The 26,879-nt window shown below is 60.3% G+C and carries 27 protein-coding genes; 13 read left to right on the top strand and 14 right to left on the bottom strand.

The window, feature by feature from the left end; genetic code table 11:
• Nucleotides 1-106: 106 nt before the first annotated feature.
• Nucleotides 107-1,060, bottom strand: a complete 954-nt coding sequence (locus tag D8U60_RS21235; protein ID WP_130900856.1) for an alpha/beta fold hydrolase — start codon at nucleotides 1,058-1,060, stop codon at nucleotides 107-109.
• Complete coding sequence (locus D8U60_RS21230) at nucleotides 1,061-1,945, bottom strand: neutral zinc metallopeptidase (RefSeq protein ID WP_041477755.1); 885 nt, start codon at nucleotides 1,943-1,945, stop codon at nucleotides 1,061-1,063.
• Nucleotides 1,946-2,336: 391 nt separating this feature from the next.
• On the opposite strand from D8U60_RS21230, the gene D8U60_RS21225 reads away from it, so the two are divergent.
• Entirely contained in the window at nucleotides 2,337-3,215 is an 879-nt protein-coding gene (locus D8U60_RS21225; protein ID WP_016773077.1) for a DMT family transporter, read from the top strand.
• 121 nt (nucleotides 3,216-3,336) lie between these two features.
• On the opposite strand, the gene D8U60_RS21220 is transcribed toward D8U60_RS21225, so the two are convergent.
• Complete coding sequence (locus tag D8U60_RS21220; protein WP_130900855.1) at nucleotides 3,337-4,671, bottom strand: MFS transporter; 1,335 nt, start codon at nucleotides 4,669-4,671, stop codon at nucleotides 3,337-3,339.
• A 356-nt stretch (nucleotides 4,672-5,027) separates the two neighbouring features.
• On the opposite strand from D8U60_RS21220, the gene quiC reads away from it, so the two are divergent.
• Entirely contained in the window at nucleotides 5,028-6,929 is a 1,902-nt protein-coding gene (gene quiC / locus D8U60_RS21215) for a 3-dehydroshikimate dehydratase QuiC (protein WP_122881735.1), read from the top strand.
• Between the two features lie 102 nt (nucleotides 6,930-7,031).
• Nucleotides 7,032-7,709 (top strand): TetR/AcrR family transcriptional regulator, encoded by a 678-nt coding sequence (locus tag D8U60_RS21210; RefSeq protein WP_016773079.1) that lies wholly within the window; start codon nucleotides 7,032-7,034, stop codon nucleotides 7,707-7,709.
• Nucleotides 7,710-7,827: 118 nt separating this feature from the next.
• Here the strand turns inward: D8U60_RS21210 and D8U60_RS21200 are convergent, their stop codons facing one another.
• From D8U60_RS21200 to D8U60_RS21185, 4 genes are all read right to left on the bottom strand, one after another.
• Nucleotides 7,828-8,682: a shikimate dehydrogenase gene (locus tag D8U60_RS21200; protein WP_130900854.1), complete on the bottom strand. Its 855-nt coding sequence runs from the start codon at nucleotides 8,680-8,682 to the stop codon at nucleotides 7,828-7,830.
• Nucleotides 8,683-8,687: 5 nt separating this feature from the next.
• Nucleotides 8,688-9,128: a type II 3-dehydroquinate dehydratase gene (aroQ, locus tag D8U60_RS21195; RefSeq protein ID WP_122603859.1), complete on the bottom strand. Its 441-nt coding sequence runs from the start codon at nucleotides 9,126-9,128 to the stop codon at nucleotides 8,688-8,690.
• Nucleotides 9,129-9,324: 196 nt separating this feature from the next.
• Entirely contained in the window at nucleotides 9,325-10,404 is a 1,080-nt protein-coding gene (trmA, locus tag D8U60_RS21190) for a tRNA (uridine(54)-C5)-methyltransferase TrmA (RefSeq protein WP_110646127.1), read from the bottom strand.
• Entirely contained in the window at nucleotides 10,401-11,696 is a 1,296-nt protein-coding gene (locus D8U60_RS21185) for an NCS2 family permease (protein ID WP_016773083.1), read from the bottom strand. The genes trmA and D8U60_RS21185 overlap by 4 nt, the downstream gene beginning before the upstream one ends.
• Before the next feature lie 220 nt (nucleotides 11,697-11,916).
• Between D8U60_RS21185 and D8U60_RS21180 the strand changes: the two genes are divergently transcribed.
• Nucleotides 11,917-12,363, top strand: coding sequence for a DUF4879 domain-containing protein (locus tag D8U60_RS21180; RefSeq protein ID WP_130900881.1), 447 nt, complete (start codon nucleotides 11,917-11,919; stop codon nucleotides 12,361-12,363).
• A 67-nt stretch (nucleotides 12,364-12,430) separates the two neighbouring features.
• Nucleotides 12,431-12,982, top strand: coding sequence for a DJ-1 family glyoxalase III (locus D8U60_RS21175; RefSeq protein ID WP_016773084.1), 552 nt, complete (start codon nucleotides 12,431-12,433; stop codon nucleotides 12,980-12,982).
• A gap of 4 nt (nucleotides 12,983-12,986) precedes the next feature.
• Here the strand turns inward: D8U60_RS21175 and D8U60_RS21170 are convergent, their stop codons facing one another.
• The 3 genes from D8U60_RS21170 to D8U60_RS21160 form a co-directional block, all read right to left on the bottom strand.
• Complete coding sequence (locus D8U60_RS21170) at nucleotides 12,987-13,274, bottom strand: HigA family addiction module antitoxin (protein WP_016773085.1); 288 nt, start codon at nucleotides 13,272-13,274, stop codon at nucleotides 12,987-12,989.
• Between the two features lie 14 nt (nucleotides 13,275-13,288).
• On the bottom strand, nucleotides 13,289-13,567 hold the full coding sequence (locus D8U60_RS21165; protein WP_038861219.1) for a type II toxin-antitoxin system RelE/ParE family toxin: 279 nt from the start codon (nucleotides 13,565-13,567) through the stop codon (nucleotides 13,289-13,291).
• A gap of 99 nt (nucleotides 13,568-13,666) precedes the next feature.
• A complete protein-coding gene (locus D8U60_RS21160) occupies nucleotides 13,667-14,902 on the bottom strand; it encodes an MFS transporter (protein ID WP_016773087.1) in 1,236 nt (411 codons plus the stop codon).
• 470 nt (nucleotides 14,903-15,372) lie between these two features.
• Between D8U60_RS21160 and D8U60_RS21155 the strand changes: the two genes are divergently transcribed.
• The 3 genes from D8U60_RS21155 to D8U60_RS21145 all read left to right on the top strand — a co-directional run bounded on the left by D8U60_RS21155 (nucleotide 15,373) and on the right by D8U60_RS21145 (nucleotide 18,074).
• Complete coding sequence (locus D8U60_RS21155) at nucleotides 15,373-16,818, top strand: cytochrome ubiquinol oxidase subunit I (RefSeq protein ID WP_024014409.1); 1,446 nt, start codon at nucleotides 15,373-15,375, stop codon at nucleotides 16,816-16,818.
• Nucleotides 16,819-16,821: 3 nt separating this feature from the next.
• Nucleotides 16,822-17,829 carry a cytochrome d ubiquinol oxidase subunit II gene (gene cydB / locus D8U60_RS21150; protein ID WP_024014408.1) on the top strand — a complete coding sequence of 336 codons (1,008 nt, stop codon included), beginning with the start codon at nucleotides 16,822-16,824 and terminating at the stop codon, nucleotides 17,827-17,829.
• A 77-nt stretch (nucleotides 17,830-17,906) separates the two neighbouring features.
• Nucleotides 17,907-18,074: a DUF2474 domain-containing protein gene (locus D8U60_RS21145; RefSeq protein ID WP_016773090.1), complete on the top strand. Its 168-nt coding sequence runs from the start codon at nucleotides 17,907-17,909 to the stop codon at nucleotides 18,072-18,074.
• Nucleotides 18,075-18,146: 72 nt separating this feature from the next.
• On the opposite strand, the gene D8U60_RS21140 is transcribed toward D8U60_RS21145, so the two are convergent.
• Nucleotides 18,147-19,271 carry a methyltransferase gene (locus D8U60_RS21140; protein WP_130900853.1) on the bottom strand — a complete coding sequence of 375 codons (1,125 nt, stop codon included), beginning with the start codon at nucleotides 19,269-19,271 and terminating at the stop codon, nucleotides 18,147-18,149.
• A 174-nt stretch (nucleotides 19,272-19,445) separates the two neighbouring features.
• The gene (locus D8U60_RS21130; protein ID WP_163032745.1) at nucleotides 19,446-20,156 is read right to left on the bottom strand and encodes an autoinducer binding domain-containing protein; all 711 of its coding nucleotides are present in this window, start codon (nucleotides 20,154-20,156) and stop codon (nucleotides 19,446-19,448) included.
• 312 nt (nucleotides 20,157-20,468) lie between these two features.
• On the opposite strand from D8U60_RS21130, the gene D8U60_RS21125 reads away from it, so the two are divergent.
• Nucleotides 20,469-21,245 carry a ferredoxin--NADP reductase gene (locus tag D8U60_RS21125; RefSeq protein WP_130900852.1) on the top strand — a complete coding sequence of 259 codons (777 nt, stop codon included), beginning with the start codon at nucleotides 20,469-20,471 and terminating at the stop codon, nucleotides 21,243-21,245.
• Between the two features lie 45 nt (nucleotides 21,246-21,290).
• Here the strand turns inward: D8U60_RS21125 and mscL are convergent, their stop codons facing one another.
• Nucleotides 21,291-21,704, bottom strand: coding sequence for a large-conductance mechanosensitive channel protein MscL (gene mscL, locus D8U60_RS21120; protein WP_024014404.1), 414 nt, complete (start codon nucleotides 21,702-21,704; stop codon nucleotides 21,291-21,293).
• A 285-nt stretch (nucleotides 21,705-21,989) separates the two neighbouring features.
• Between mscL and katB the strand changes: the two genes are divergently transcribed.
• Genes katB through radA form a run of 3 tightly spaced genes read left to right on the top strand, consistent with a single transcriptional unit; the run spans nucleotide 21,990 to nucleotide 25,549 of the window.
• Nucleotides 21,990-23,531 carry a catalase KatB gene (katB, locus tag D8U60_RS21115; protein WP_016773095.1) on the top strand — a complete coding sequence of 514 codons (1,542 nt, stop codon included), beginning with the start codon at nucleotides 21,990-21,992 and terminating at the stop codon, nucleotides 23,529-23,531.
• A 57-nt stretch (nucleotides 23,532-23,588) separates the two neighbouring features.
• Nucleotides 23,589-24,134: an ankyrin repeat domain-containing protein gene (locus D8U60_RS21110; RefSeq protein WP_122698518.1), complete on the top strand. Its 546-nt coding sequence runs from the start codon at nucleotides 23,589-23,591 to the stop codon at nucleotides 24,132-24,134.
• A gap of 47 nt (nucleotides 24,135-24,181) precedes the next feature.
• Nucleotides 24,182-25,549: a DNA repair protein RadA gene (gene radA, locus D8U60_RS21105; RefSeq protein WP_024014403.1), complete on the top strand. Its 1,368-nt coding sequence runs from the start codon at nucleotides 24,182-24,184 to the stop codon at nucleotides 25,547-25,549.
• A 249-nt stretch (nucleotides 25,550-25,798) separates the two neighbouring features.
• On the opposite strand, the gene D8U60_RS21100 is transcribed toward radA, so the two are convergent.
• Nucleotides 25,799-26,167: a PilZ domain-containing protein gene (locus D8U60_RS21100; RefSeq protein WP_130900851.1), complete on the bottom strand. Its 369-nt coding sequence runs from the start codon at nucleotides 26,165-26,167 to the stop codon at nucleotides 25,799-25,801.
• A 159-nt stretch (nucleotides 26,168-26,326) separates the two neighbouring features.
• Here D8U60_RS21100 and D8U60_RS21095 point away from each other — a divergent pair.
• A partial coding sequence (locus D8U60_RS21095) for a carbon starvation CstA family protein (RefSeq protein ID WP_277751559.1) occupies nucleotides 26,327-26,879 on the top strand: 553 nt, incomplete at its 3' end.

The following is a 26,879-nucleotide window of genomic DNA, read 5'->3' as shown; positions in this document are numbered from 1 at the left end:
GCTCGCTCCCACATTGGATCTTCAGTGCACACATATTTTGTGCATGTCATAGAGCTATGTGGGAGCGAGCTTGCTCGCGAAGGGGCCGGTGGATTCATTAGAAAACTCACTGATCAAACAACGCCTTTTGCCCCTCCGCAGAAGTCAGCATGCCATCCCCGTCATGCCCGACCCCAGGCACCTCCACCAGCCGCTGATTAACCCCCTCAGGATGGCGACGCAGCAAATAACCGAAATACAGCTTCCCGCGCATCAACCGGTAAGCCCCTTGCGCCTCGGCCGCGCAGCTCTTGTCCAGCGCTGGATGTTCCGGGTCGACGTCCTGCTGCCCGAGCAGATAAATCACCTCGCGTTTGACGTAAGCGCTCTCGATCTGCAACGGCGTTTGCCCGCCGGCATACACCGGCATGTCCGCCAGACCGTACTTCCAGCGATTGAAGCCAGGACATTGCGCGTGATCGAACGCCACTGGCCGTTGCTCGTTGAAGTACGCATAAGAAGAGGGATTGGCCACCACGTAGCGCAAGCGAATACCGTTGGCCTTTAGCGCCGGCTGATCCTTGGCCAGCAGGGCGTAACGCTGCACCACCTGACCACCGCCGGAGTGGCCGAAAATCACGATCTGCTTCACGTCCGGAAACTGTTTGCGATCGCTGACCCGCGCGACGATTTCATCCAGCGCCGCGTAGGAGCTCAGCGGATTTGGCCCGGTGGACAAGCCGCCGCCCATCCACTCGTTGCCCTGCCAGCGCAGCACCGTCGGCGGCAAGGAATACAGGGTGACGTCACTTTCATTGAGAAACTGCGGAGCGATCACCAGCGTGTGCGCGGTCTGCCCGGCGAGTTCGGCGGCGCTTTCCGCGCTTTTGCGATAGGTCTCGGCGTTGCGCAGGCGACCGTGAATGACGATCAGCACCCGCTCGATCTTCTCCGGTGCCGGGCCGATGCCCACCGCCATTTCCCCGGCCTTGAGTTGCAGGCGACCGGGGCTGATCGCATCGACGCCGGCCGCTTGCGCGGTGCCGGCGATGAACAGTAACGCCACAAGCCATTTATGCATTTACAGGGTTTTCGCCGCGAAGGTGTCGCACTGGCTTACCTGGCCTTGCGCGAATCCGGTTTTGAACCAGCGCACCCTTTGCGCTGACGTACCGTGGGTGAACGAGTCCGGCACCACACGGCCCTGACCTTGTTGCTGCAAGCGATCATCGCCGATGGCGTTGGCGGCGTTCAAGGCTTCTTCGATGTCGCCCGGTTCCAGCCAGTTCAGGCGTTTCTGCGCGTTATACGCCCAGACGCCGGCGAGACAGTCGGCCTGCAATTCCTGACGAACCAGCAAGCCGCCGTCGCCCTCCATCTGCCGGCCTTGCTGACGCGCCGCCTGCATCTTCGCCGAGACGCCCAGCAGCGTCTGCACATGGTGGCCGACTTCGTGCGCAATCACGTAAGCCTGAGCGAAATCGCCGGCGGCTTTGAAGCGCTGCGACATTTCCTGAAAGAAGGCCATGTCCAGATAGACCTTCTGGTCGGCCGGGCAGTAGAACGGGCCGGTGGCAGAAGTGGCCATGCCGCACGCGGAGTTCACTCGATTGCTGAACAGCACCAATGTCGGGTCTTTGTATTGGCGTCCGGCCTGCTGGAAGATCGGACCCCAAGTGTCTTCGGTGTCGCCGAGAATCGAGCGGACGAATTCGGCCTGTTCATCATTGGCCGGTGGCGCCTGACGGGTTTGCGAGGAGGGCGCCGGTTGGTCCATCTGCCCGGTCAACTGGCCGAGGATCTGCATCGGGTCCTGGCCGGTGAGCCAGCCGATGCCGACAATCAGCACGATGGCGGTCAGGCTCAGGCCCTTGCCGCCACCGAAGCGCATGCCGCCGCCACCGCCGGCATCATCACCCCGGGCGTCGACGACGTTGTCACTGCGTCGGCCTTTTTTCCATAGCATGTGGGAATCCTCTTTTATTGCCGGTGATGAATCTGCTGGTGATGAGTGTTGCCGCTGTGTGAGTGTGGCGCCAGTCCGGTCGTCCGTCCATGCACACGCGCCCACATGGTGCGGGCCTGGTATTGACGGTCGAGCGGGCCGTGAATTCAATCCCGAGTGGAATTTCTTCCGTCGAATTCATGAACCCGCTGTTTCGACGGCAGTCTGTGATGTTGCACACTGGCCGGGCGCCGAAGTGGCGGGAATCTTGCGTCACGGTTTTGCCTGGCGGCGGTTTCCCGGCGAAGAAGAGTGCAACCTGTGCGGTTGCTGAAAGCTCAGCCGACTATGATTGCCACAACGATTGCCGCCAGCGCGAACGCTCGCCCGGATTTTTTTTCAGAGATTGCCAATGACCGTCAGCACCCCGCTCTCCGGTGTCAACCAGCCCTTCAAGGGGATTCTGCTGATTGTCGTGGCGACGTTCCTGTTTTCCAGCCACGACGCGTTGTCGAAATACCTCTCCGGTTTTTATCCGATCGTGATGGTGGTGTGGGCGCGCTATGTGGTGCACACCTTGTTGATGGCGGGGATTTTCCTGCCGCAGTCCGGCTTGCGTGTGCTGCGCACGAAAAAACCGTTATGGCAGCTCGCCCGTGCCCTGTGCCTGCTCGGCACCAGCCTGTTTTTCACCACGGCGCTGCTGTACATCCCGCTGGCCGAAGCCACGGCGGTCAACTTTCTCGCGCCGGTATTGGTGACGGCGTTATCGGTGCCGTTGCTCAAGGAACGCGTGACGCGCGGGCAGTGGATTGCGGTGATCTGCGGCTTCATCGGCGTGTTGATCATCGTCCACCCGGGCGGCGAACTGTTCACCCCGGCGATCCTGCTGCCGTTCTGTTCGGCGCTGTTCTTCTGCTTCTACCAACTGCTGACGCGCAAGCTCGCCGAAGTGGACAGCCCGACCACCAGCAACTTCTTTGCCGGGCTGTGCAATACCCTGGTGATGAGCGCGCTGGTGCCGTTCTTCTGGCAGGTGCCGACGTGGACTCACGCCGCGCTGATGCTGGCGCTGGGCAGCTGCGGGATGACGGCGCATCTGTTCCTGACCCAGGCCTTCCGTCACGCCGCACCAGCCTTGCTGGCGCCGTTCGGCTATTGCCAGATCGTCTTTGCCGGATTGTTGGGCTGGCTGCTGTTCAATCACACCCCGAGCGGGTTGACGGTGATTGGTATTGCGGTGATCTGTTGCAGCGGATTGGCGGCAGCGTGGCAGCAGAGCCGGCGCTGAGGAGGAGCAAAGATCCCTTGTAGGAGCTGACGAGTGAAACGAGGCTGCGATCTTTTGATCTTGAACAGCAAGATCAAAAGATCGCAGCGTTCCGCAGCTCCTACAGGGGCAATTCAGCGGGTTATTCGACGGTCGGAATCTTGCGCGGTGCCATGAAGTACATCCACGTCAGTGCCAGGAAGTACATCGCCGGGATCAGCGTGAACAGCACTGTGTAGTTGTTGTTGGTGACGGTGAGGATGTGGCCCACGATCTGGGTCATGAACATCCCGCCGATCGCCGCGCACATGCCGCCGAAGCCGAACACCGTGCTCATCATGTGCTTGGGCGTGTAGTCCATCACCAGGCTCCAGATGTTCGCCGTCCAGGCCTGATGCGCGCCGATCGCCAGCGAGATCGCCGCCACCGCCACCCACAGATTCGCCGAGCCGGCGGCCATGACCACGCCGATGATGCAGCAGGCAAACAGCAACATCGACAGCAGCCGCGCCTTGATCGAGTTCATGCCGCGACCGATCAGGAACGAGGACAGAATCCCGCCGCCGACACTGCCGAAGTCAGCCGTGACGTAAATGATGATCAGCGGAATACCCATCTGCGTCACGTTGATGCCGAGGTTGTATTGCTGATTGAGAAACGGCGGCAGCCAGTACAGATAGAACCAGAACACCGGCGCGGTCAGCGAGTAGGCGAGGGCGAAGGCCCAGGTGCCGCGCATGCGCAGGATCTTGCTGAACGGCACGCGGGCCTGTTCCGGTTCGACTTGCTGCTGGATGTAATCAAGCTCCGACTGTTTCACCGTCGGATGGTCTTCCGGATTGAAATACTTCAAGCCCCAGAACAACAGCCAGATGCCGCCCAGTGCTGCCATGCACAGGAACGCCGCTTGCCAGCCCCACACATGCAGGACCAGTGGCAGCAGCATCGGCGTGAACATCGCGCCGACGTTGGTGCCGGCGTTGAAAATGCCGGTTGCGACTGCACGCTCACCGGCTGGGAACCACAGGCGCGTGGTTTTCACACAGGCCGGATAGTTGGCCGCTTCCGTGAGGCCGAGGATGAAGCGGCAGACCATGAAGCCGACTGCCGAGGTCGCCAGGCCATGGGCGCCGGTGGCCAGGCTCCAGAGCAGTACGGCGCAGAAGAACACGCGCTTGACGCCGACCCGGTCGATCAGGCGTCCCTGCAGGACAAACCCGATCGCGTAGCCGACCTGAAACCAGAAGTTGATGTTGGCGTAATCCATCGCCGTCCAGCTCATTTCCTTGGCGAGGATCGGCTGCATGACGCCGAGAGCGGCGCGGTCGATGTAATTGAGGGTGGTGGCGAAAAACACCAGCGCCAGCATGCCCCAGCGGGTCTTGCCGACAGCCATGGCGCCGCGGATCTTGTCGCCTATGCCACCCGTGGCAGTGCTCATGGCCGGAGCCATGCGGGAAGTCTGTGAAGGAGTCATGTGTTCCACCCGTTTTTGGATTTGTTATTTGGTGTTCTTTTCTGTCGAACACCTTGCCCGGTGGTTAGTGGCCGGACTCGATGTGCAACCGATGTTGGGCAGTGAACAAAAAATCGTCAATTCGCCAAATCGCCTTAGTGTTCGATAATCGCACGCAAAACTAACCGGGTAGTACACTTTAAATTGCTGCGCGCAGGGATGCAGCCAATAATTTCCCTCACTATAAAAACCCATTCCCTTGTAGGAGCTGCCGAAGGCTGCGATCTTTTGATCTTGATTGGAACGCAACAGCAGAGATCGCAGCCTTCGGCAGCTCCTACAGTAAAGATAAAGCGGCGCAGTCCGGGAGTTGAAACATGCAGCGTTCCATTGCCACCGTTTCCTTGAGCGGCACCCTGCCGGAAAAACTCGAAGCCATTGCCGCCGCCGGGTTCGACGGCGTGGAGATTTTCGAAAACGACCTCCTGTACTACGACGGCAGCCCCCGGGAAATTAAACAGATGTGCGCCGATCTGGGGATCGCCATCACCCTGTTTCAGCCGTTCCGTGACTTCGAAGGCTGCCGCCGCGATCGCCTGGCGCGCAACCTCGAGCGTGCCGAGCGCAAGTTCGATCTGATGCAGGAACTTGGCACCGACCTGGTGCTGGTCTGCAGCAACGCGTCGCCGGACAGTGTCGGCGATCAGCAAATCCTCGTCGATGATTTGCGCCTGCTGGCCGAACGCGCCGGCGCCCGTGGCTTGCGCATCGGTTACGAAGCGCTGGCGTGGGGCCGTCACGTCAATACTTATCAACAGGTCTGGGACATCGTTCGTCAGGCTGATCACCCCAACCTTGGCGTGCTGCTCGACAGCTTTCACACCCTGTCGCTGAAGGGCGATCCCAGCGCGATCGCCGACATTCCCGGCGAGAAGATCTTCTTCGTGCAAATGGCCGACGCGCCGATCCTGGCCATGGACGTGCTGGAGTGGAGCCGGCATTTCCGCTGTTTCCCGGGGCAGGGCGAATTCGATCTGCCGGGTTTCCTCGCGCCGATCATCAAGAGTGGTTATACCGGGCCGTTGTCGCTGGAAATCTTCAACGACGGCTTCCGCGCCGCGCCCCCGCGAGCCAACGCCGCCGACGGCTTGCGCTCGCTGCTGTATCTGGAAGAGAAGACCCGTCAGCGTCTCGAGCAGGAAGCGCCGCCGGTGGCCAACCGTGAAATTCTTTTCGAAACGCCGCCGGCCAGCGAATACAACGGCGTTGAATTTCTCGAGTTTGCCGTCGACGAAGCGCTGGGCGCGAAGCTCAGTCACTGGCTGCAACGCCTCGGTTTTGCCAAGGCCGGGCAGCATCGCTCCAAGAGCGTCAGCCTGCTGCGTCAGGGCGATATCAACCTGATCCTCAACTCCGAGCCGTATTCGTTCGCCCACAGCTTTTTCGAAGCTCACGGCCCGTCGCTGTGCGCTACGGCGGTGCGGGTCAAGGACAGCGCCAGTGCGCTGGCCCGCGCGGTCGCTTACAAGGGGCAGCCCTATCGCGGCCTGGTCGGGCCGAATGAACTGGAGCTGGCGGCGGTGCGCGCACCGGACGGCAGCCTGATTTATCTGGTCGATGCGGACGCCGACGTGTACGGCACCGATTTCAATCTGTTGCCCGACGCGCAGACCGGCGGCGGCCTCAAGCGTATCGATCACATGGCCATGGCGCTGCCGGCCGACAGCCTCGACAGTTGGGTGCTGTTCTACAAAAGCCTGCTGGATTTCGAAGCCGACGATGAGGTGGTCTTGCCCGATCCGTACGGTCTGGTGAAGAGCCGCGCACTGCGCAGCCGCGACAGCTCGATCCGGCTGCCGCTGAACATTTCCGAGAACCGCAACACTGCCATTTCGCATGCGCTGTCGAGTTATCGCGGCTCCGGTGTGCACCACATCGCCTTCGATTGTGACGACATCTTCGCCCAGGTCAGTCGCGCCAAAGAGGCCGGCGTGCCGCTGCTGGACATCCCGCTCAATTACTACGACGACCTTGCGGCGCGTTTCGATTTCGACGATGAGTTTCTCAGCGAGCTGGCCTATTACAACGTGCTCTACGACCGTGACGCCCAGGGCGGCGAGTTGTTTCACGTCTACACCGAGCCGTTCGAGGGCCGTTTCTTCTTCGAGATCATCCAGCGCAAGAATGGCTATGCCGGCTACGGCGCGGCCAACGTTGCGGTGCGGCTGGCGGCGATGGCCAAATCCCGCAGCGGTGCGGTGCGCCAGGCGAAGTTGTAGGGAATTCGTAAACGCGGGATTAAACACCGGCTGCGCGGCTTCCTTCACTGTCCCGCGCGGCCCATAATCGCCAGCTTGTGCAGTGATGGCCGTGAGCCCGCGATGACCATGAATTCAGAACTTTCCGCCGCTGCTGTCGAGTCCGACGCAGTGCCGCGCAAGAGTCGCAAGAACAACCCGGAAAAGACCCGCGAGAACATTCTCCAGGAGGCGATCGTCGAGTTCGTCCAGCAGGGCTTGTCCGGTGCCCGCGTCGACGCGATTGCCGAGCGTATCCACACCTCCAAACGCATGATCTATTACTACTTCGGCAGCAAGGAGCAGTTGTACGTCGAGGTGCTGGAGAAGCTTTACGGCGATATCCGCAGCACGGAAAACCGCCTGCACCTGGACGAGCTGCCGCCTGAGCTGGCGATCCGCCGACTGGTGGAATTCACCTTCGATCACCATGACCACAACGTCGATTTCGTGCGCATTGTCAGCATCGAAAACATCCACAACGCCGAGTACGTAAAGCGTTCCGATGCGATCAAGGCGCTGAACAACACGATCCTCGATACCTTGGGCGGGATTCTGCAACGGGGCGCGGACGAAGGTCTGTTCCGGCGAGGCATCGATGCGCTGGACGTGCATCTGCTGATCAGTTCGTTCTGCTTCTATCGCGTGTCGAACCGCCACACGCTGGGGGAAATCTTCCAGATCGACCTGCCGGACGAAACCATCAAGCAGCGCCACCGCGAGATGATCTGCGAATCGGTGTTGCGCTACCTGAAGGCCTGACTCGATCTCCCCTGTGGGAGCGAGCCTGCTCGCGAAAGCGGTGCGTCAGTCGCCCTGTTCGTTGACTGAATCGACGCCTTCGCGAGCAGGCTCGCTCCCACAGGGGCCGCTTTGAAATTCAGCCATTCATGCTTTGAAAATGCTCGAGCATGCGCTGCGCATCCGGCACCACGCCGCTGAACAGTTCAAACGCCTTCACCGCCTGAAACACCGCCATGTTGCCGCCATCCAGGGTGCGGCAACCCAAGGCGCGGGCGTCGCGCAGCAGCTCGGTTTCCAGCGGGAAATACACAATCTCCGCGACCCACATTTCCCTGCGCAGCAACCCGGCCGGCACCGGTGAACCCGGCAGCTTGGCCATGCCCATCGGCGTGGTGTTGACCAGACCATCGGCCTGCGCCAGCGCCCTGGGCAAATCCGCTCCGGCCTGTGCGCGACTGGGGCCGAAATGTTGATTCAGATTGTTTGCCAGGCTCTCGGCACGCTCGCGGTCGACATCAAAAATCGTCAATTGCCGTACGCCTTCGCTGAGCAGTGCGTGGGCCACCGCCGCGCCAGCGCCACCGGCGCCCATCTGGACGACGCGTTCACGGACAGCGTCAGTCAGACCCCGGCGAAAACCCTCGGCGAAACCGAGGCAATCGGTGTTGTGGCCGACACGCTTGCCGTCCTTCAGCACCACGGTGTTCACCGCGCCGATGCCACGGGCTTCCGGCGACAACTCATCGAGCAGCGGGATGACCGCCTGTTTGCACGGGAAAGTGATGTTCAGTCCGGTGTAATTCATCCGCTCCGCCGCTTGCAGCAAGTCGGGCAGAGCCGTGCTGTCGAGGTGCAATTGATCGAGGTCGATGAGTTGGTACAGATAACGCAGGCCCTGCGCATCACCTTCGTGCTCGTGCAGTGCCGGCGTGCGTGAAGCCTGAATCCCGGCGCCGATCAGCCCGGCGAGTATCACCTTGGAACGCGACATGGTTCTTACCTCTGCAACCGCTGGCTGAAATGCTCCAGCGCCAGGCGATAGCCATGGCTGCCGAACCCGCACATCACCGCCGTGGCAATGCCGGAAACAAATGAATGATGACGAAACGGCTCACGGGCGTGGACGTTGGACAGGTGCACTTCAATCACTGGCAGCTCGCTGGCGACCAAGGCATCGCGAATCGCCACGGACGTGTGCGTCCACGCCGCCGGATTGATCACGATCCCGGCACAACGACCACGCGCGGCGTGAATCCAGTCGAGCAGCTCGCCTTCATGATTGGTCTGGCGAAATTCCACGGTCAGACCGAACTCGTCAGCCGCGCGACCACACAACGCGGAAATATCCGCCAGGGTTTCATGACCATAAGTCGCCGGCTCGCGGGTGCCGAGCAGGTTCAGGTTCGGGCCGTTAAGCACCAGAACGATAGGGGGCATGGGGGGTAACTCCACTTTTTGTTTTTGGCATCGGCCGAGAGGTTCCGGCCTGTGGAGATAAAATGTACTAGATGGTTACATCGGTCAATTGAACAGAAATGACCGAGGCGTTTTGTGTTCGGTGATCGCACGGATCAAAAGATTCCCACAAAAAAGCCGTCAATCACGACGGCTTTTCCGTATCAGCTACCCGCAATCAACGCCGGGTCAGCAGCACACCGGATTCCATGTGATGGGTCCACGGGAACTGGTCAAACATCGCGCACTTGGTAATGCGGTGGGTGTCATGCAACTGGGCGATGTTGGCCGCCAGGGTGTCCGGGTTGCAGGAAATGTAGAGGATATTGTCGAAGCGCCGGGTCAGTTCGCAGGTGTCCGGATCCATGCCGGCGCGCGGTGGGTCGACGAAGACGCTGCCGAATTCGTAGCTCTTCAGATCGATGCCGTGCAGGCGACGGAACGGGCGCACTTCGTTGAGCGCTTCGGTCAGCTCCTCGGCGGACAAACGCACCAGCGTGACGTTATCCACAGCGTTTTCGCTGAGATTGCTCAGGGCCGCGTTGACCGAAGTCTTGCTGATCTCGGTGGCGAGCACTTTGCGCACGCGAGTCGCCAGCGGCAGGGTGAAGTTACCGTTGCCGCAGTACAGCTCGAGCAGATCGTCGCTGCGATCGCCCAAGGCTTCGTATGCCCAATTGAGCATCTTCTGGTTCACCGTGCCGTTGGGCTGGGTGAACGCGCCTTCGGGCTGGCGATAGCTGAAGGTGCGGCCGCCGACTTCGAGTTTCTCGACGACATAGTCCTGACCGAGCACTTCGCGCTTGCCTTTGGAGCGGCCGATGATGCTCACGCCCAGATCCGCCGACAACTGAGTGGCTGCCGCATGCCAGTGCTCGTCCAGCGGACGGTGATAGCACAGGGTGATCATCGCGTCGCCGGCCAGTGTGGTCAGGAATTCGACCTGGAACAGCTTGTGGCTCAGCGCCGAACTGGCTTGCCACGCCGCTTTCAATTGCGGCATCAACTGGTTGATGCGCAGGCTGGCAATCGGGAATTCTTCGATGAGTATCGGCGTGCGCTTGTCGTCCTGAGAGAACATCGCGTAATGCCGCTCGCCGCCCTCGCGCCACAGGCGGAATTCGGCGCGCAGGCGGAAGTTCTGCAGCGGCGAATCAAAGACCGACGGCTCGGGTGCATCGAACGGCGCCAGCAGATCACGCAAGCGCGTGACCTTGGCTTCGAGTTGTTCGGCGTAGGCTTGAGAATCGAAAGTCATGCGTTGAACCAACCCAGCTTGATCACAAACAGAATCGACAGAATCACCAGTGCCGGGTTCAGCTCACGGGCACGGCCGGACAGCAGCTTGATGGCGGTCCAGGCGATGAAGCCGAAGGCGATGCCGTTGGCGATCGAATAGGTGAACGGCATGGCCAGTGCGGTGACCACAACCGGCGCCGCCACGGTGATGTCGTCCCAGTCTATTTCCGCAAGGCCCGAAGTCATCAGCACCGCGACGAACAGCAGCGCTGGCGCGGTGGCGAATGCCGGAACGCTGGCCGCCAAGGGCGAGAAGAACAGCGCCAGCAGGAACAGGATTGCCACGACGATGGCGGTCAGGCCCGTGCGGCCACCGGCACTGACGCCGGCTGCGGATTCGATGTAACTGGTGGTGGTCGACGTGCCCAGCAGCGAGCCGGCCATGGCCGCCGTACTGTCGGCGATCAGCGCACGGCCCATTTTCGGCATGTGGCCGTCCTTGCCCATCAGGCCGGCGCGCTTGGCGACGCCGATCAGGGTCCCGGAGTTGTCGAACAGGTCGACGAACAGGAAGGCGAAAATCACGCTGACCAGACCGATGTCCAGTGCGCCTTTGATGTCCAGTTGCAGGAAGGTCGGCGCCAGCGACGGCGGCATCGACATGATGCCGCCGAACTCGGTGACGTTCAGTACGATCGAGGCGATGGTTACGGCGAGAATGCCGATCAGCACTGCGCCGCGCACTTTCAGTGCTTCGAGGGCGACGATCACGGCGAAGCCGACGGTGGCCAGAATCGGTGCCGGTTTGGTCAGATCGCCGAGGCCGACCATGGTCGCCGGGTTGCTGACCACGATACCGGCGTTGTGCAGGGCGATCAGCGCCAGGAACAGGCCGATACCGGCGGCAATCGCCGAGCGCAGTGGCAGCGGAATGGCGTTGATGATCCATTCGCGGATGCGGAAGATCGACAGCAGGAAAAACAGCACGGCGGAAATGAACACCGCACCCAGCGCCACCTGCCAGGTGTGGCCCATGTGCAGCACCACGGTGTAGGTAAAGAAGGCGTTCAGGCCCATGCCCGGAGCGAGGGCGATCGGGTAGTTGGCGATCAGGCCCATCACGGTCGAGCCGATGGCGGCCGCCAGACAGGTGGCGACGAAGATCGCGCCCTTGTCCATGCCGGTCTCGCCGAGGATGCTCGGGTTGACGAACAGAATGTAAGCCATGGCCAGGAAAGTCGTGACGCCCGCAAGAATTTCGGTGCGCACGTTGGTGTTGTGTGCCTTGAGTTGAAACAGCCTTTCCAGCATGTCTGCTCCCCGTGGCGCGCGTGGCGCCGTGAATGTATCGACCTCAACAGCAAAGCACAGACCGTCGCAAGCGCCTGGGAAATTGTCGTGGGCCGGAAAAAGCCGCGCATCATACCAGCCGCGTGAGGAATTTGGCGGATGTTGGTGTCGATCGTCGGCGAAGTTTTGCGCAGCCGACAACTGCGCCATACTGCGCGCTGATTTTTTGGAGTGGGCAGGCATGCGCAACGGCGGGATCAGGATTTTCGGATGGATTGCAGCACTGCTGCTGACAGCTCCGGCGTTCGCGGCATCGGCGCCGCCGTTGACCGAGGTGAAGGTGATCAAAGTGCAGTCATCGTCCTGCGGCCTGGAAGATATTGCCGATAACCAGCCGCAAACCCAATGCAATCACAGCGGGCCGAATATCAAGGTCTATGTGCTGGAAGTCGGCTATGGCCAGAACCAGCCGCACGTGACGCTGGATGGCTTCGAGGTCAACGGCACCCGAGGTCCGGTGTGCGCCTTCGATAATGGCAATCTCACTGAATGCACCCCTGGCAGCAAAACCGTCGGTTCTCTTTATACCTTCGATCTGGCCGGCAAACAGCAAGGCACCTTCAACTTCAGCAACACCTCGATCAACGCTCCGCGCAATACGCTTTCGACTCAGCTTTACATCAAGTAACGGCTGTCTGCGAACAGGCTGGGACAAAGCTGACTACGCTTGACTGACTATCCAGCGGAAAGCGCCCATGACTTCCAGAGCCCTGATTGCCCTCGCCGAGGGCATCGACGATTTGCAAAGCGTGACCCTGATTGACGTGCTGCGCCGCGCCGGCATCGAAGTGGTCGCCGCCAGCATCGAAGGTCGGCGCATGCTGACCTGTGCGCGCGGCACCCGGCTGACAGCCGACGGCATGCTCGTCGATGTACTGGCACAGACTTTTGACCTCATTGCCCTGCCGGGCGGTGTCGTCGGTTCGCAGCATCTGGCGGCGCATCAGCCCTTGCAGCAGTTGCTCAAGGACCAGGCCAGCGCCGGCCGCCTGTTCGCCGCCATCGGCGAAGCCCCAGCCACCGCCCTCCAGGCATCAGGCGTGCTGCGCCAGCGCCGCATGACCTGCCTGCCCGGCGCCAGCCATCAGTTGTCCGGCTGTACGTTTGTTGATCAACCGGTGGTGGTCGACGGCAACTGCATCACCGCCCAAGGCTCGGGCGCGGCGCTGGAATTTGCCCTGACCCTGGTCGAGCAGCTTGGTGGCAAGGCGTTGCGGGCGAGGGTGGCGGGGGAGTTGATGGCCTGACGGGTCAGCCGTGGGCTGCGAGGGGTTCTATCATTGGTTGCTCACGGTGCTCCGCTTGCCAAAGATCGTAGTCGGTTTGGACGCCTAGCCAAACGCGCGCCTTGCCGATCCCTGCACGCTCAAGTCGTACTGCCAGATCCGGGCTGATTGGCGCGTGTCCGTGCAGTACGCGCGAAAGATGCGGGCGTGCAAAGCCAAGGTGCCGGGCCAATTCGCTCACGCTGATACCAAGCTCGGGCAAGACATCCAGCAGCAGGGTTTCACCGGGGTGTGGCGGGTTGTGCATGGGCATGAGCCTGCCTCCTGTCAGTGGTAGTCCAGATAATCGACCAATTCGATATCCGAACCGACAAAACGAAAGATCACTCGCCAGTTGCCTGAAACGCTGAGCGACCAGTATTCACTCAGCTCGCCTTTCAACGGATGCAGGCGCCAGCCCGGCAAGTCCAGATCGCCGGGAAGTGTCGCTCGATCCATGAACTGCAACATGCGCGACAGCCGTTTTGCATGGTCGGCACGAATTCCACGAGTCGTACCTGTTTCATAGAAGCCACGAAGGCCTTTGTGCTGAAAGGATTTGATCATGGCGGCGAGTGTAAGGCGATACATTACACTCAGTGCGGTAACTATGTACCGCACGTTGTCGCTTGATATGTGCTGAGCAGGTGAGTTTTTTCCAAAAACTCAGACCTTCTCTTCCACCGGCACATGCATCCGGTCCCGATTCGCCAACGTCGGAAACAGTTTGATCCACGTCCCCGTCACCACCAGCGTGCCGATCCCGCCCATGACCACCGCCGGCACGGTGCCGAACCAGTGGGCGGTGAGGCCGGATTCGAATTCGCCCAACTGGTTCGAAGCGCCGATGAACAGGCCGTTCACCGCGCTGACCCGGCCGCGCATTTCGTCGGGAGTTTCCAGCTGTACGAACGAGGCACGGATGACCATGCTGATCATGTCCGCTGCGCCGAGCACCACCAGCACCGCCAGCGAGAACCAGAACGAGGTCGACAAACCAAACGCGATAGTGGCGACGCCGAAGATGCCGACGGCGGTGAACATCACCCGGCCGACATTGCGTTCTACGGCAAATCGCGCGAGAAACAGTGACATCAGCAACGCACCCACCGCCGGCGCCGAGCGCAACAGGCCAAGACCCCACGGGCCGGTCAGCAGAATGTCCTTGGCGAACACCGGCAGCAACGCCGTGGCGCCGCCGAGCAACACGGCGAACAGGTCCAGCGAGATCGCGCCGAGGATGTCCGGGCGGCTGCGGATAAAGCGAATCCCCGCCAGCAGCGAGTCCAGCGTTGCTTTGCCTTTATTCAATGGCGTCTGGCGTGCCGGCAGGTTGAGCATGAGCGAACAGGCGATCACGTACAGCAGCACGGTCGGGCCGTAGACCCAGACGCTGCCGAATGCATAGAGCAAACCGCCGAGGGCCGGGGCGACGATAGTGGCCGACTGCTGCGCCGATTGCGCGGCGGCAACTGCGCGGGGGAAAAGCGCACTGGGGACGATGCTGGGCAGCAGCGCCTGAGTCGTCGGCATCTCGAACGAACGGGCGGCGCCTAGGAGAAAGGCGAGGATGAAAATCATCTCGCGGGTGACGTGATCGGTGGCGCTGCCGATGGCCAGCGCCAAGGCAATCAACGCCTGCAACGACTGGCAAAGCGCGGCGACCTTGCGCCGATCGTAGCGATCAGCGACGTGCCCGGTGTGCAGCATGAACAGCACCCGCGGGGCGAATTCGACCAGACCGACCAGGCCCAGATCCAGCACGTTGCCGGTCAATTGATACAGGTTCCAGCCAATTGCCACGGTGAGCATCTGGAACCCGCTGGCGGTGAAAATCCGCGCCAGCCAGAAAGCCATGAACGGACGATGGTGACGTAACAGCAGGGGCTCTTGTGTGGGCATCTGAAGGCAGGTCTTGGACGAGTGAACGGCGAGATTATCACCAGTCTGTAACAGGAAGTTGCTAGGAGAAACAATTCAGTTAGCCAGACATCGATCTTTCATGCTGACAATCAGCCCTGTGGTGAGGGGATTTATCCCCGTTGGGTCGCGCAGCGGCCCCAAAAGCTCGAAACGACGACTGCTGCGCAGCCGGACGGGGATAAATCCCCTCGCCACAGGGGAGTGAGGCAACTTGTCACGCGGCAAACCACCACGCAGTTCATTGGCAAAAATGGGACTACTCTTTCAACGTTGCTTGATCCAGATCAAGACCCCGACCGGAACTGATCTGGCGGCCATTTGGCCAGACTCCCTGCGTTGCGATGGTTGCAAAAAAAGAACGAATCCGAATTCGCCGCACTCCATATCCGTGGGGGCAGTGGTGCAGGCCTCCGGGCCAGCTACCCGTATTACCTGACAGAGGAAGCCATATGTTCGGTTTAGAGGCTCTCGATCTCGCCCGAATTCAGTTCGCGTTCACCATCTCGTTCCACATTCTGTTCCCGGCCATCACCATCGGCCTGGCGAGTTACCTGGCGGTGCTCGAAGGTTTGTGGCTGAAGACCCGCAACGACACCTACCGCGATCTCTACCATTTCTGGTCGAAGATTTTTGCCGTCAACTTCGGCATGGGCGTGGTTTCCGGGCTGGTCATGGCTTATCAGTTCGGCACCAACTGGAGTCGTTTCTCCGACTTCGCCGGTGCCGTCACCGGGCCGTTGCTGACCTATGAAGTGCTCACGGCGTTCTTTCTTGAGGCCGGTTTCCTTGGGGTGATGCTGTTTGGCTGGAACAAGGTCGGGCGCGGCCTGCACTTCTTCTCGACGGTGATGGTGGCGATCGGCACGCTGATTTCGACCTTCTGGATTCTCGCCTCCAACAGTTGGATGCAGACCCCGCAAGGCTTTGAAATCGTCAACGGTCAGGTGATCCCCACCGACTGGCTGGCAATCATCTTCAACCCGTCATTCCCTTACCGGCTGATGCACATGGCCACGGCCGCGTTCGTCGCGACGGCGTTCTTCGTCGGCTCGTCGGCGGCCTGGCACCTGCTGCGCGGCAGGGACAACCCGGCGATCCGCACCATGCTGTCGATGGCCATGTGGATGGCATTGATCGTCGCGCCGATTCAAGCGGTGATCGGCGACTTCCACGGCCTCAACACGCTCAAGCACCAGCCGGCAAAAATCGCTGCGATCGAGGGTCACTGGGAAAACCATGGCGACGAAGCGACGCCGCTGATCCTGTTCGGCTGGCCGGACATGAAAGAAGAGCGCACCAAGTTCGCTGTGGAGATTCCCTACCTCGGCAGCCTGATTCTGACCCACTCGCTGGATAAACAAGTACCGGCGCTGAAGGAATTCCCACCGGAAGACCGGCCGAATTCGACCATCGTGTTCTGGTCGTTCCGGATCATGGTCGGCCTCGGTTTCCTGATGATCTTCACCGGGTTGTGGAGCCTGTGGCTGCGCAAACGCGACTCGCTGTATACCTCGCGGCCGTTCCTGCATCTGGCGTTGTGGATGGGGCCGTCCGGTCTGATCGCGATTCTCGCTGGCTGGTTCACCACGGAAATCGGCCGTCAGCCATGGGTGGTCTACGGCCTGATGCGCACTGCCGATGCTTCGTCCAACCACAGCTTCATGCAGATGAGCATCACCCTGATCATGTTCGTCGTGGTCTATTTCGCCCTGTTCGGCGCCGGTCTCGGCTACATGATGCGGCTGGTGCGCAAAGGGCCGAAGATCAGCGAAGGCAGCGAAACACCGGACGGTGGTCCAGGCAAGAAACGCACCCCGGCGCGTCCGTTGTCCGCAGCCGACGATCCGGCCGAGGGCGAGCACGAAGACAACACTCGCTTGACCAAGGAGATTTGACTCATGGGTATCGATCTTCCGCTGATCTGGGCCGTGATCATCATCTTCGGCATCATGATGTACGTGGTCATGGACGGCTTCGACCTGGGCATCGGCATTCTCTTCCCGTTCGTGCCCGGCAAGACCGATCGCGACGTGATGATGAACACCGTCGCCCCTGTGTGGGACGGCAACGAAACCTGGCTGGTACTGGGTGGCGCGGCGTTGTTCGGCGCCTTCCCGCTGGCCTATTCGGTGGTGTTGTCGGCGCTGTACCTGCCGCTGATCTTCATGCTCATGGGCCTGATCTTTCGCGGCGTGGCTTTCGAGTTCCGCTTCAAGGCCAAGGATGAAAAGCGTCACCTGTGGGACAAGGCCTTCATCGGTGGTTCGATCGCGGCGACGTTCTTTCAGGGCGTGGCGCTGGGTGCGTTCATCGATGGTCTGCCGGTGGTCAATCGCCAGTTCGCCGGTGGTTCACTGGACTGGCTGACGCCGTTCACGCTGTTCTGCGGCGCGGCGCTGGTGGTGGCCTATGCCTTGCTCGGCTGCACCTGGCTGATCATGAAAACCGAAGGCAAATTGCAGGAGCAGATGCATGATCTGGCGCGACCGCTGGCATTCGTGCTGCTGGCAGTGATTGGTGTCGTCAGCCTGTGGACGCCTCTGTCGCATCCGGAAATCGCCTCGCGCTGGTTCAGCATGCCGAATCTGTTCTGGTTCATGCCGGTGCCGATTCTGGTGCTGGTCACCTTGTACGGCCTGATCCGCGCGGTGGCACGTAACGCCAACTACACGCCGTTCCTGCTGACCCTGGTACTGATCTTCCTCGGCTACAGCGGCTTGGGCATCAGCCTGTGGCCGAACATCGTGCCGCCGTCGATCTCGATCTGGGACGCCGCCGCGCCGCCGCAAAGTCAGGGCTTCATGCTGGTCGGCACGTTGTTCATCATTCCGTTCATCCTGGGTTATACCTTCTGGAGCTACTACGTGTTCCGCGGCAAGGTCACCCACGAAGACGGTTACCATTAAGCGAAACCCTGTGGGAGCGGGCTTGCCCGCGATGGCGTCGCCAGCGGCGCCATCAATTTTGAAGAGGTTTGAAGAAAATGACCGGCAAACATTCCCTGCACGACATTGAAGAAGCCGAAAAAAAGCCGCTGTGGCAGCGGCTCGGCTGGTTGGCCCTGATCTGGGTTGGCAGTGTCGGCGTGTTGTTCATCGCCGCCAGCCTGATGCGCATGTTCATGAATGCCGCAGGTTTGACCACCCACTGAAACATCCCGTCCCGGCGCCTTCGGGTATGGATTTGCAACCCTCCTCACGGAGGGTTTTTTTACGCCGCAGTTTTATTTGCGCGCCTTGAGGATGACGAATTTCGGCGTCGCCGCCACTTGCTCGACACCACGAAACAGGCGCGCCAGTTTGCTGTGATAGCCCAGATGCCGGTTGCCGACGATGTACAGCGCACCACCAACCACCAGTGCCTCGCGCGCCTGCTGGAACATGCGCCAAGCGAGGAAATCGCCGACCACCTGCTGCTGATGGAACGGTGGGTTGCACAGCACCACGTCCAGCGACTGCGGCGCCTGCCCGGCCAGACCATCGCCAGCGCGCACGCTGACTTCGCGATCGGCCAATGCCGCGCGCCAGTTCTCGGCAGCCGATTGCACCGCCATGAACGATTCGTCGACCAGCGTGTAATGCGCATCCGGGTTCTGCAAGGCGCTGGCGATTGCCAGAACACCGTTGCCGCAACCGAGATCGGCGACTTGCGCGTGGCCAAGGTTTTTCGGCAGATGCGGCAGAAACGCGCGAGTGCCGATGTCGAGGCCTTCGCGGCAGAACACATTGGCGTGGTTAAGTAATTCGATTGCCGGCTCGTCGAGGCGGTAACGAGTCGGGTAAGGAGACGTGGCGGGCGCTTTGCTTTCAGGCGTGGCGATCAGCAGTCGGGCTTTCTTCACGGCCAGCGACGCCTGCACCGGGCCAATGTAGCGCTCCAGCAGATCGCCGGCAGCGCGCGGCAGATGCTTGACCATGGCGGCGGCGATCACTTGCGCGCCTGGAGCGAGTTGTCCTTGCAGGCGGATCAGCTGTTCTTCCAATAGCGCCAGCGTCTTGGGAACGCGGATCAGCACCCGATCAAACGGCCCGACCAAGGGCTCACTGGCCCGAATCGGACGAATCGCATCGAACGCCTGACCATTGCGCAGCAGATTCTTTTCCAGCCCGACGAAACCCAGGAACGAATCGCCGCTACTGCTCACCTCGACCTTGTCCAACAGACTGATCGCCAAGGCGCCAAAGCTGTCATTGAGCACCAGCACGCGGGTGCTGCTCGCAGGTTGTTCGCTGGCGAGATGATTGAGCAGGTATTCGTCCGCCGCATCGAAGGCTTGCAGTGGTTCATTCTGCTGTTCAGGCTGGCGGATCAGGTCGAGCTGGGCGAAAGGCGTTTCGAGCAAGGGCATGGGGCGGGGACTCAGGATATTCGGCAGATATCCCGTTGCCGGCAGATGGTGCGACGGGATCCGACCGAGTGGACTGCGATGCAAGCAGGTTGCGTCATCACTCGGAAAGGCCTGAATGGTACGTTTTTTTGCGCCTAAATACTCGCAGGATTACCGCGCGATAACGCTCAGCTGTCAGATGATGCCGGCACGAGCGGCGGCAATCACTGCGGAAATCTTGTTGCAGACGTTGAATTTTTCGATGACGTTTTGCACGTGATAGTTAACGGTGCGTTCGCTCAGGCTGAGGATTCTCGAGATATCGTGAGCGGTCTTGCCCATGGCGGACAATTTCATGATCTCCAGTTCCCGGGACGATAGCCTCGGTTTGCTGGGTTTGGCCGGTGTGGGAACGGTGCGGGCATACAGGTCACTGAAGTGACGGTTGGCAAAAAACAGATAACCGTAATGCTCATACAGTTCGAGCGGGCTGATCGGGCAGTGGGTGCGCGCCAGGCTGATGATGCTGCACAAACCGCTGGTGTCGTCATGAAAGGCCTGCGACCAGCCATGCTGCAGTCCATTTTGCTTTAACGCCTGCCACAGCTCCGGCGCGTCGGTGAACACTCTTTCTTCCCAGACGATCGGCAATACCGAATGATTGCAATGCGCTATTACCGGATCAATATTGCGGAAGTTCTCTTTGTTGTACTGGATGTTCCATTCTTTCGGATAGTTATTGATTTGCAAGGCATTCAAATGCACATCGCGATGGGGGGAGGTGACCGCTATCGCACAATAGTTAAAGCCCAGATTCTCGGCAAATCTCAGCAGTATCGGGTATGCCACCTCAATGCCTTTGGCAAATGTCAGTTGTTTCAATTGTGATTCCTTCCACGTTTCCATGAACTTTGCCTCCATCCTAATATAGGGGCGCCAAATGGATCCAAAAAATCCGGCACGAATCGAAGTGTAGGATCTTTCCTGCAAAACGCCTTACATTTTTTCGAGATTGAAACTTTGGTGTTTTTTATAAAAGCGTTCTTAGCAATACAGGCTGTTATATTTTAACTGGTATCTTAAAGTTATTGCTCTAGATCCAGTATTGCCAGCAAATCGAATGTCTAGCGCTGATCCCGTCAATACCATTACCAATCACGAGTGTTTGGCAGCGCGATTTTGCGGGACACTGTGGGCAATCGTTTCAAGGAGTGCCTCATGACTGCCAGTGCCGAGAAGTACACCACCCAGACCTTGCTCGATGTGCAACCGTTGACGCCGAACCTGTTCACGCTGCGCACCAGCCGTGATCCCGGCTTTCGCTTCCGTGCCGGCCAGTTCGCCCGGCTGGGCGTCACCAAGGCCGATGGCAGCACGGTCTGGCGCGCCTATTCGATGGTGTCGTCGCCGTTCGACGAGTTTCTCGAGTTCTTTTCCATCGTCGTGCCGGGCGGCGAATTCACCAGTGAGCTGAGCCGGCTACAGGTCGGCGACACTTTGATGGTCGAGCGCCAGGCGTTCGGCTACCTGACGCTGGATCGTTTTGTCGACGGCCGAGACCTGTGGTTATTGTCGACCGGCACCGGGGTGGCGCCCTTTCTGTCGATCCTGCAGGACTTCGAGGTCTGGGAGAAATTCGAGCGGATCATTCTGGTTTACAGCGTGCGGGAGGCGCGGGAGCTGGCTTATCAGGAGTTGATCGGCGGGTTGGCGCAACGTGACTATCTGAGCGAATACGCCCACAAGCTGCAATTCATCCCCACTGTGACCCGCGAAGCGCATCCAGGCGCGCTGCGGGGCCGGATTACTACGCTGATTGAGAACGGCGAGCTGGAACGTGCGGCGGGCGTTGAGCTCTCGCCAGAGCATTCGCGAGTGATGCTGTGCGGCAATCCGCAGATGATCGACGACACCCGCGCCTTGCTGAAACAGCGCGACATGCGCCTGAGCCTGACGCGCAAGCCGGGGCAGGTTGCGGTGGAGAATTACTGGTAACGAAAACGGCACCCGCGGGTGCCGTTTCAATGTGTAGCGAATGCCTCAGGGCCGCTCGTTCTGCGCCTTGAGCAGGTCGCGGATTTCGCCCAGCAGTTGCTCTTCCTTGCTCGGGATCGGCGGCGCGGTCGGCGCCACGGCTTCTTCGCGCTTGAGGCGGTTGATGGCTTTGACGCCCATGAAGATCGCGAATGCGACGATCACGAAATCCAGCACCGTCTGCAGGAATTTGCCGTAAGCCAGCACCACGGCGGGCGCATCGCCCTGGGCGGCTTTGAGCGTGACAGCCAGATCACTGAAGTCCACCCCACCGATCAACAGGCCAATCGGCGGCATGATCACGTCGCCGACAAACGACGAAACGATCTTGCCGAACGCCGCGCCGATGATGATACCGACGGCCATGTCGACCACATTGCCTTTGACCGCGAAGGCCTTGAACTCGCTAAGCACGCCCATAGTTATTTCCTTGTTACAGATGAGTTTGGTGTAGGCAGTGTAAATCAGCGAAACGCCTCCTGCGCGAAACACCTTCTTACAATGCCCGTTTTTATCGACACATCAATTGACGATTAGTTTGCAAAATGCCAGCAATCGCGCGCGGAATACGCGCTAACCCGCTGACGGGAAAGCCAATTTCTTCAATCATGGCGTTACGTTCTTTCTATTTATGTTCCTCGGCGGGGGCCTCTAGCCTTGCTGTGGCGCACCTGGATGCGCTCAATAAAACCAGAGGAACCTGATATGACTTCCGCTCTTGGACTGGGGGCTTTTCCCCATCGCCGCACTCTCGGCGTTCTCACCGCCAGCCTGCTGACCTTCTCGGTCAACGCCGCTCCGCTGACCCGCGATAACGGCGCTGCTGTCGGTGACAATCAGAACTCGCAAACTGCCGGCGCCACCGGCCCGGTGCTGCTGCAGGATGTGCAACTGATCCAGAAGCTGCAACGCTTCGACCGTGAGCGTATTCCCGAGCGCGTGGTACATGCACGCGGCACCGGCGCTCATGGCACCTTCACCGTGACCGATGACCTCAGCGACCTGAGCAAGGCCAAGGTGTTCGCCGCAGGCCAGAGCACGCCGGTATTCGTGCGTTTCTCGGCGGTGGTGCATGGCAACCATTCCCCGGAAACCCTGCGTGATCCGCGGGGTTTCGCCACCAAGTTCTACACCGCTGACGGCAATTGGGATCTGGTCGGCAACAATTTCCCGACCTTCTTCATCCGCGATGCGATCAAATTCCCGGATATGGTCCACGCCTTCAAGCCCGATCCGCGCACCAACCTCGATGATGATTCGCGCCGGTTCGATTTCTTCTCCCATGTACCGGAAGCCACCCGCACACTGACCGAGTTGTATTCCAACTACGGCACTCCGGCCAGTTATCGGGAGATGGATGGCAATGGTGTTCATGCCTACAAGCTGATCAATGCCAGGAATGAAGTTCACTATGTGAAGTTTCACTGGAAGAGTCTGCAAGGCATCAAGAACCTTACGCCAAAACAAGTTAGCGAAGTTCAAGGTCAGGATTACAGTCATATGACCAACGACTTGGTGAGTAATATCAACAAGGGCAACTTTCCGAAGTGGGACTTGTACGTGCAAGTTCTCAAGCCACAGGATTTGTCCAAGTTTGATTTCGATCCACTGGATGCAACCAAGATCTGGCCGGGTATTGCCGAGCGCAAAGTTGGACAAATGGTCTTGAACCGTAATCCGGCCAATGTCTTCCAGGAAACTGAACAAGTTGCCATGGCACCGGCCAACGTAGTTCCGGGTATCGAGCCTTCGGAAGATCGTTTGTTGCAGGGCCGAGTGTTCTCTTACGCCGATACGCAGATGTATCGCCTCGGCGCCAACGCTTTGCAATTGCCGATCAACGCACCGAAAACCGCAGTGAACAATGGCAATCAGGATGGCGCGATGAATTTTGGCGCCAGCCAGTCCGGCGTCAACTACCAGCCGAGTCGCCTGCAACCGCGTGAAGAGACGCCAGCGGCGCGTTACAGCCAGTCGGCGCTGGCGGGCAGCACGCAACAGGCGAAGATCCAGCGTGAGCAGAACTTCAAGCAGGCCGGTGATCTGTATCGCTCGTACAGCAAGCAGGAACGCCGCGACCTGATCGACAGCTTCGGCGGCTCGCTGGCCACCACCGATGACGAGAGCAAGCACATCATCCTGTCCTTCCTGTACAAGGCTGACCCCGAGTACGGCAGCGGTGTGACCGAAGTGGCCAAGGGCGACCTCAGCCGTGTGAAAGCACTGGCGGCCAAACTGACCGACTGATAGCGATGCGGCGCACGCGAGGGCTGTCCCGCCTCGCGTGCGCTCAAGGAGAGCCCGATGCGTATTTTTCTTTTATGCCTGGCCGGGTGCCTGTCGTTCACCGCGTGGGCGGCACCGGTCGAGCAAAGCCCCGAGGCAATCAAGGCGCAGTTGCAGGATTACTACTTCGACGCCGCCCGCCGTGGCGACGTGCCGATGCTCGAGACCTTCATCGAGTCCGGCTATTCCCTCGATACCCGCGACAGCAAGGGTTACACCGCGCTGATTCTGGCCGCCTACCACGGTCAGGCGCCGGCGGTTGAGCGACTGTTGGCAGCGGGCGCGGACGCCTGTGCTCAGGATCAACGCGGCAACACGGCGCTGATGGGCGCGATTTTCAAAGGCGAGTTGCAGATCGCCCGGCGCCTGATGGCCACCGATTGCAGCCCCGACCAACGTAACGGCGCCGGACAAACAGCGGCGATGTACGCCGGGCTGTTCAAGCGTCTGGAATTGCTTGATGCGTTGAAAGCCAAGGGCGCCGACCTCAATGCCGAGGATCCGCTGGGTAACAGTGCCGCGCGTCTGGCCAGCGGCGAAATCCGTACCGCTGCGCCGCGCTGATCGGCGGTGGCTGCGTTATCATCGCGTCTTTTGTTCCGGGGGTTCTGATGGCCAAGGCCAAGCGCATGTACGGCTGCACCGAGTGCGGCGCAACCTTTCCCAAGTGGGCCGGGCAGTGCGGCGAGTGCGGTGCCTGGAACACCCTGACCGAAACCATGATCGAAAGCGGCGGCGCCACGGCACCCACCGGGCGCACCGGTTGGGCTGGCCAGCAGGCGCAGATCAAGACGCTCGCCGAAGTCAGCATCGAAGAGATTCCACGTTTTTCCACCGCGTCCGGTGAGCTCGACCGCGTGCTCGGCGGTGGTCTGGTCGATGGCTCGGTGGTGCTGATTGGCGGTGATCCGGGGATCGGCAAATCGACAATCCTGCTCCAGACCCTGTGCAATCTGGCCAAGAGCATGCCTGCGCTGTACGTCACCGGTGAGGAATCCCAGCAGCAAGTGGCCATGCGCGCTCGCCGTCTCGGCCTGCCGCAGGATCAACTGCGGGTGATGACCGAAACCTGCATCGAAACCATCATCGCCACTGCCCGCCAGGAAAAGCCCAAGGTGATGGTGATCGACTCGATCCAGACCATTTTCACCGAACAACTGCAATCGGCCCCGGGCGGCGTGTCGCAGGTGCGCGAAAGTGCGGCGCTGCTGGTGCGTTACGCCAAGCAGAGCGGCACGGCGATCTTCCTCGTCGGCCATGTCACTAAAGAAGGTGCGCTGGCCGGTCCACGTGTTCTGGAACACATGGTCGACACGGTGCTGTATTTCGAAGGTGAATCCGATGGTCGTCTGCGTCTGCTGCGGGCGGTGAAAAACCGTTTCGGCGCGGTCAACGAGTTGGGCGTGTTCGGCATGACCGACAAGGGCCTGAAAGAAGTCTCCAACCCATCGGCGATTTTTCTTACCCGTGCTCAGGAAGAAGTCCCGGGCAGTGTGGTCATGGCGACGTGGGAGGGCACCCGACCGATGCTGGTGGAAGTGCAGGCGCTGGTCGATGACAGCCATCTGGCCAACCCGCGTCGGGTGACGTTGGGTCTGGATCAGAACCGATTGGCGATGTTGCTCGCGGTGTTGCACCGTCATGGCGGGATCCCGACCCACGATCAGGACGTGTTCCTCAACGTGGTGGGTGGCGTGAAGGTGCTGGAGACGGCGTCGGATCTGGCGTTGATGGCGGCGGTGATGTCGAGTTTGCGCAACCGGCCGCTGCCCCATGATCTGCTGGTGTTCGGCGAAGTCGGCCTGTCTGGCGAGGTGCGCCCGGTGCCTAGCGGGCAGGAGCGGCTGAAAGAAGCGGCCAAGCACGGCTTCAAACGCGCGATCGTGCCGAAGGGTAACGCTCCGAAGGAATCGCCTCCCGGCTTGCAGATCATCGCCGTGAGCCGCCTTGAACAGGCCCTTGACGCACTGTTTGAGTGAACGCCGAACCTCTGTGGTGAGGGGGGTTATCCCCGTTGGGCTGCGCAGCGCCGAACCTCTGTGGTGAGGGGATTTATCCCCGTTGGGCTGCGCAGCAGACCCGTTTTTCAGGGCCGCTGCGCGCCCCAACGGGGATAAATCCCCTCGCCACATAAATCCTCTCACCCCATAAATCCTCTCACCCCATAAATCCCCTCACCACATAGATCCCCCTCACCACAGGGCATTCCAAATTGGGATTGGGCGGGCCTAGATTTCGATCAGGGCACCCAGTTTGCGCTCCAGCTCGGCCTCATCCGCCAGATTCAGTTCGATCAAGCGGCGCAGGCGCTGGATCGATTCCAGGCTGATGTGGCGGCAGATGAACCCCAAGTGGCCGTTTTCCTCGTGGGCCAGATGCACGTCCATCTCGATATCGACGTCTTCGCTCAGATGAATGTCGACGAAGAAGTCCTGCTCTTTATCCCCGAGCCACGGCTCCGGTCGCTCGATCAGCAGTCCCTTAAGCGACAGGTCGATCAGTTTGACCGGCCAGATGTATTCGCCCTGTTTCAGCTCGGTTCGGGCATCGAACGCAATACGTTTGAAACGACGTCGATTGGCGGGGTGCTCGCTCATGGCGCAATCCTCATGAAGGTTCGCTGACTATAGACCGCGAATGCGGGCGCCAGCCAATCGCTCAAGCGTCTAGACCTATGTCGGGGTATGGCCTTTGGCGCCGTAAGCGCTAAACTCGGGGTGGCTGTCTTTCTTGTCCACCCTGGCTGGAATAATAAAATGAAAAATAATAATAGCCTGCTGCGCCACTTACCCTGGCTCGTGCTGGCAATCGTAGGAGCGTGCGCCCTTGGCGTAGTGGCATTGCGCCGCGGCGAGGCGATCAACGCCTTGTGGATTGTGGTCGCTGCCGTGGCCATTTATCTGGTTGCGTACCGTTACTACAGTCTGTTCATCGCCAACAACGTGATGCAACTGGATCCGCGTCGGGCCACCCCCGCCGTGCTCAACAACGATGGTCTGGACTATGTGCCGACCAACAAACACATTCTTTTCGGTCACCACTTCGCGGCCATCGCTGGCGCGGGGCCACTGGTCGGTCCGGTGCTGGCGGCGCAGATGGGGTATCTGCCCGGCACACTCTGGCTGATTGCCGGTGTGGTGCTGGCGGGCGCGGTGCAGGACTTCATGGTCCTGTTCATGTCGACCCGACGCAACGGCCGTTCCCTGGGAGATATGGTGCGTGAAGAGATGGGCCGGATTCCCGGGACCATCGCACTGTTCGGCTGCTTCCTGATCATGATCATCATCCTCGCGGTGCTGGCGCTGATCG

Origin of the sequence: Pseudomonas sp. Sample_11, from assembly GCF_004307505.1 — a bacterium.
GTDB lineage: Bacteria > Pseudomonadota > Gammaproteobacteria > Pseudomonadales > Pseudomonadaceae > Aquipseudomonas > Aquipseudomonas atacamensis.
This window is presented reverse-complemented; position numbering and strand designations above follow the sequence as displayed.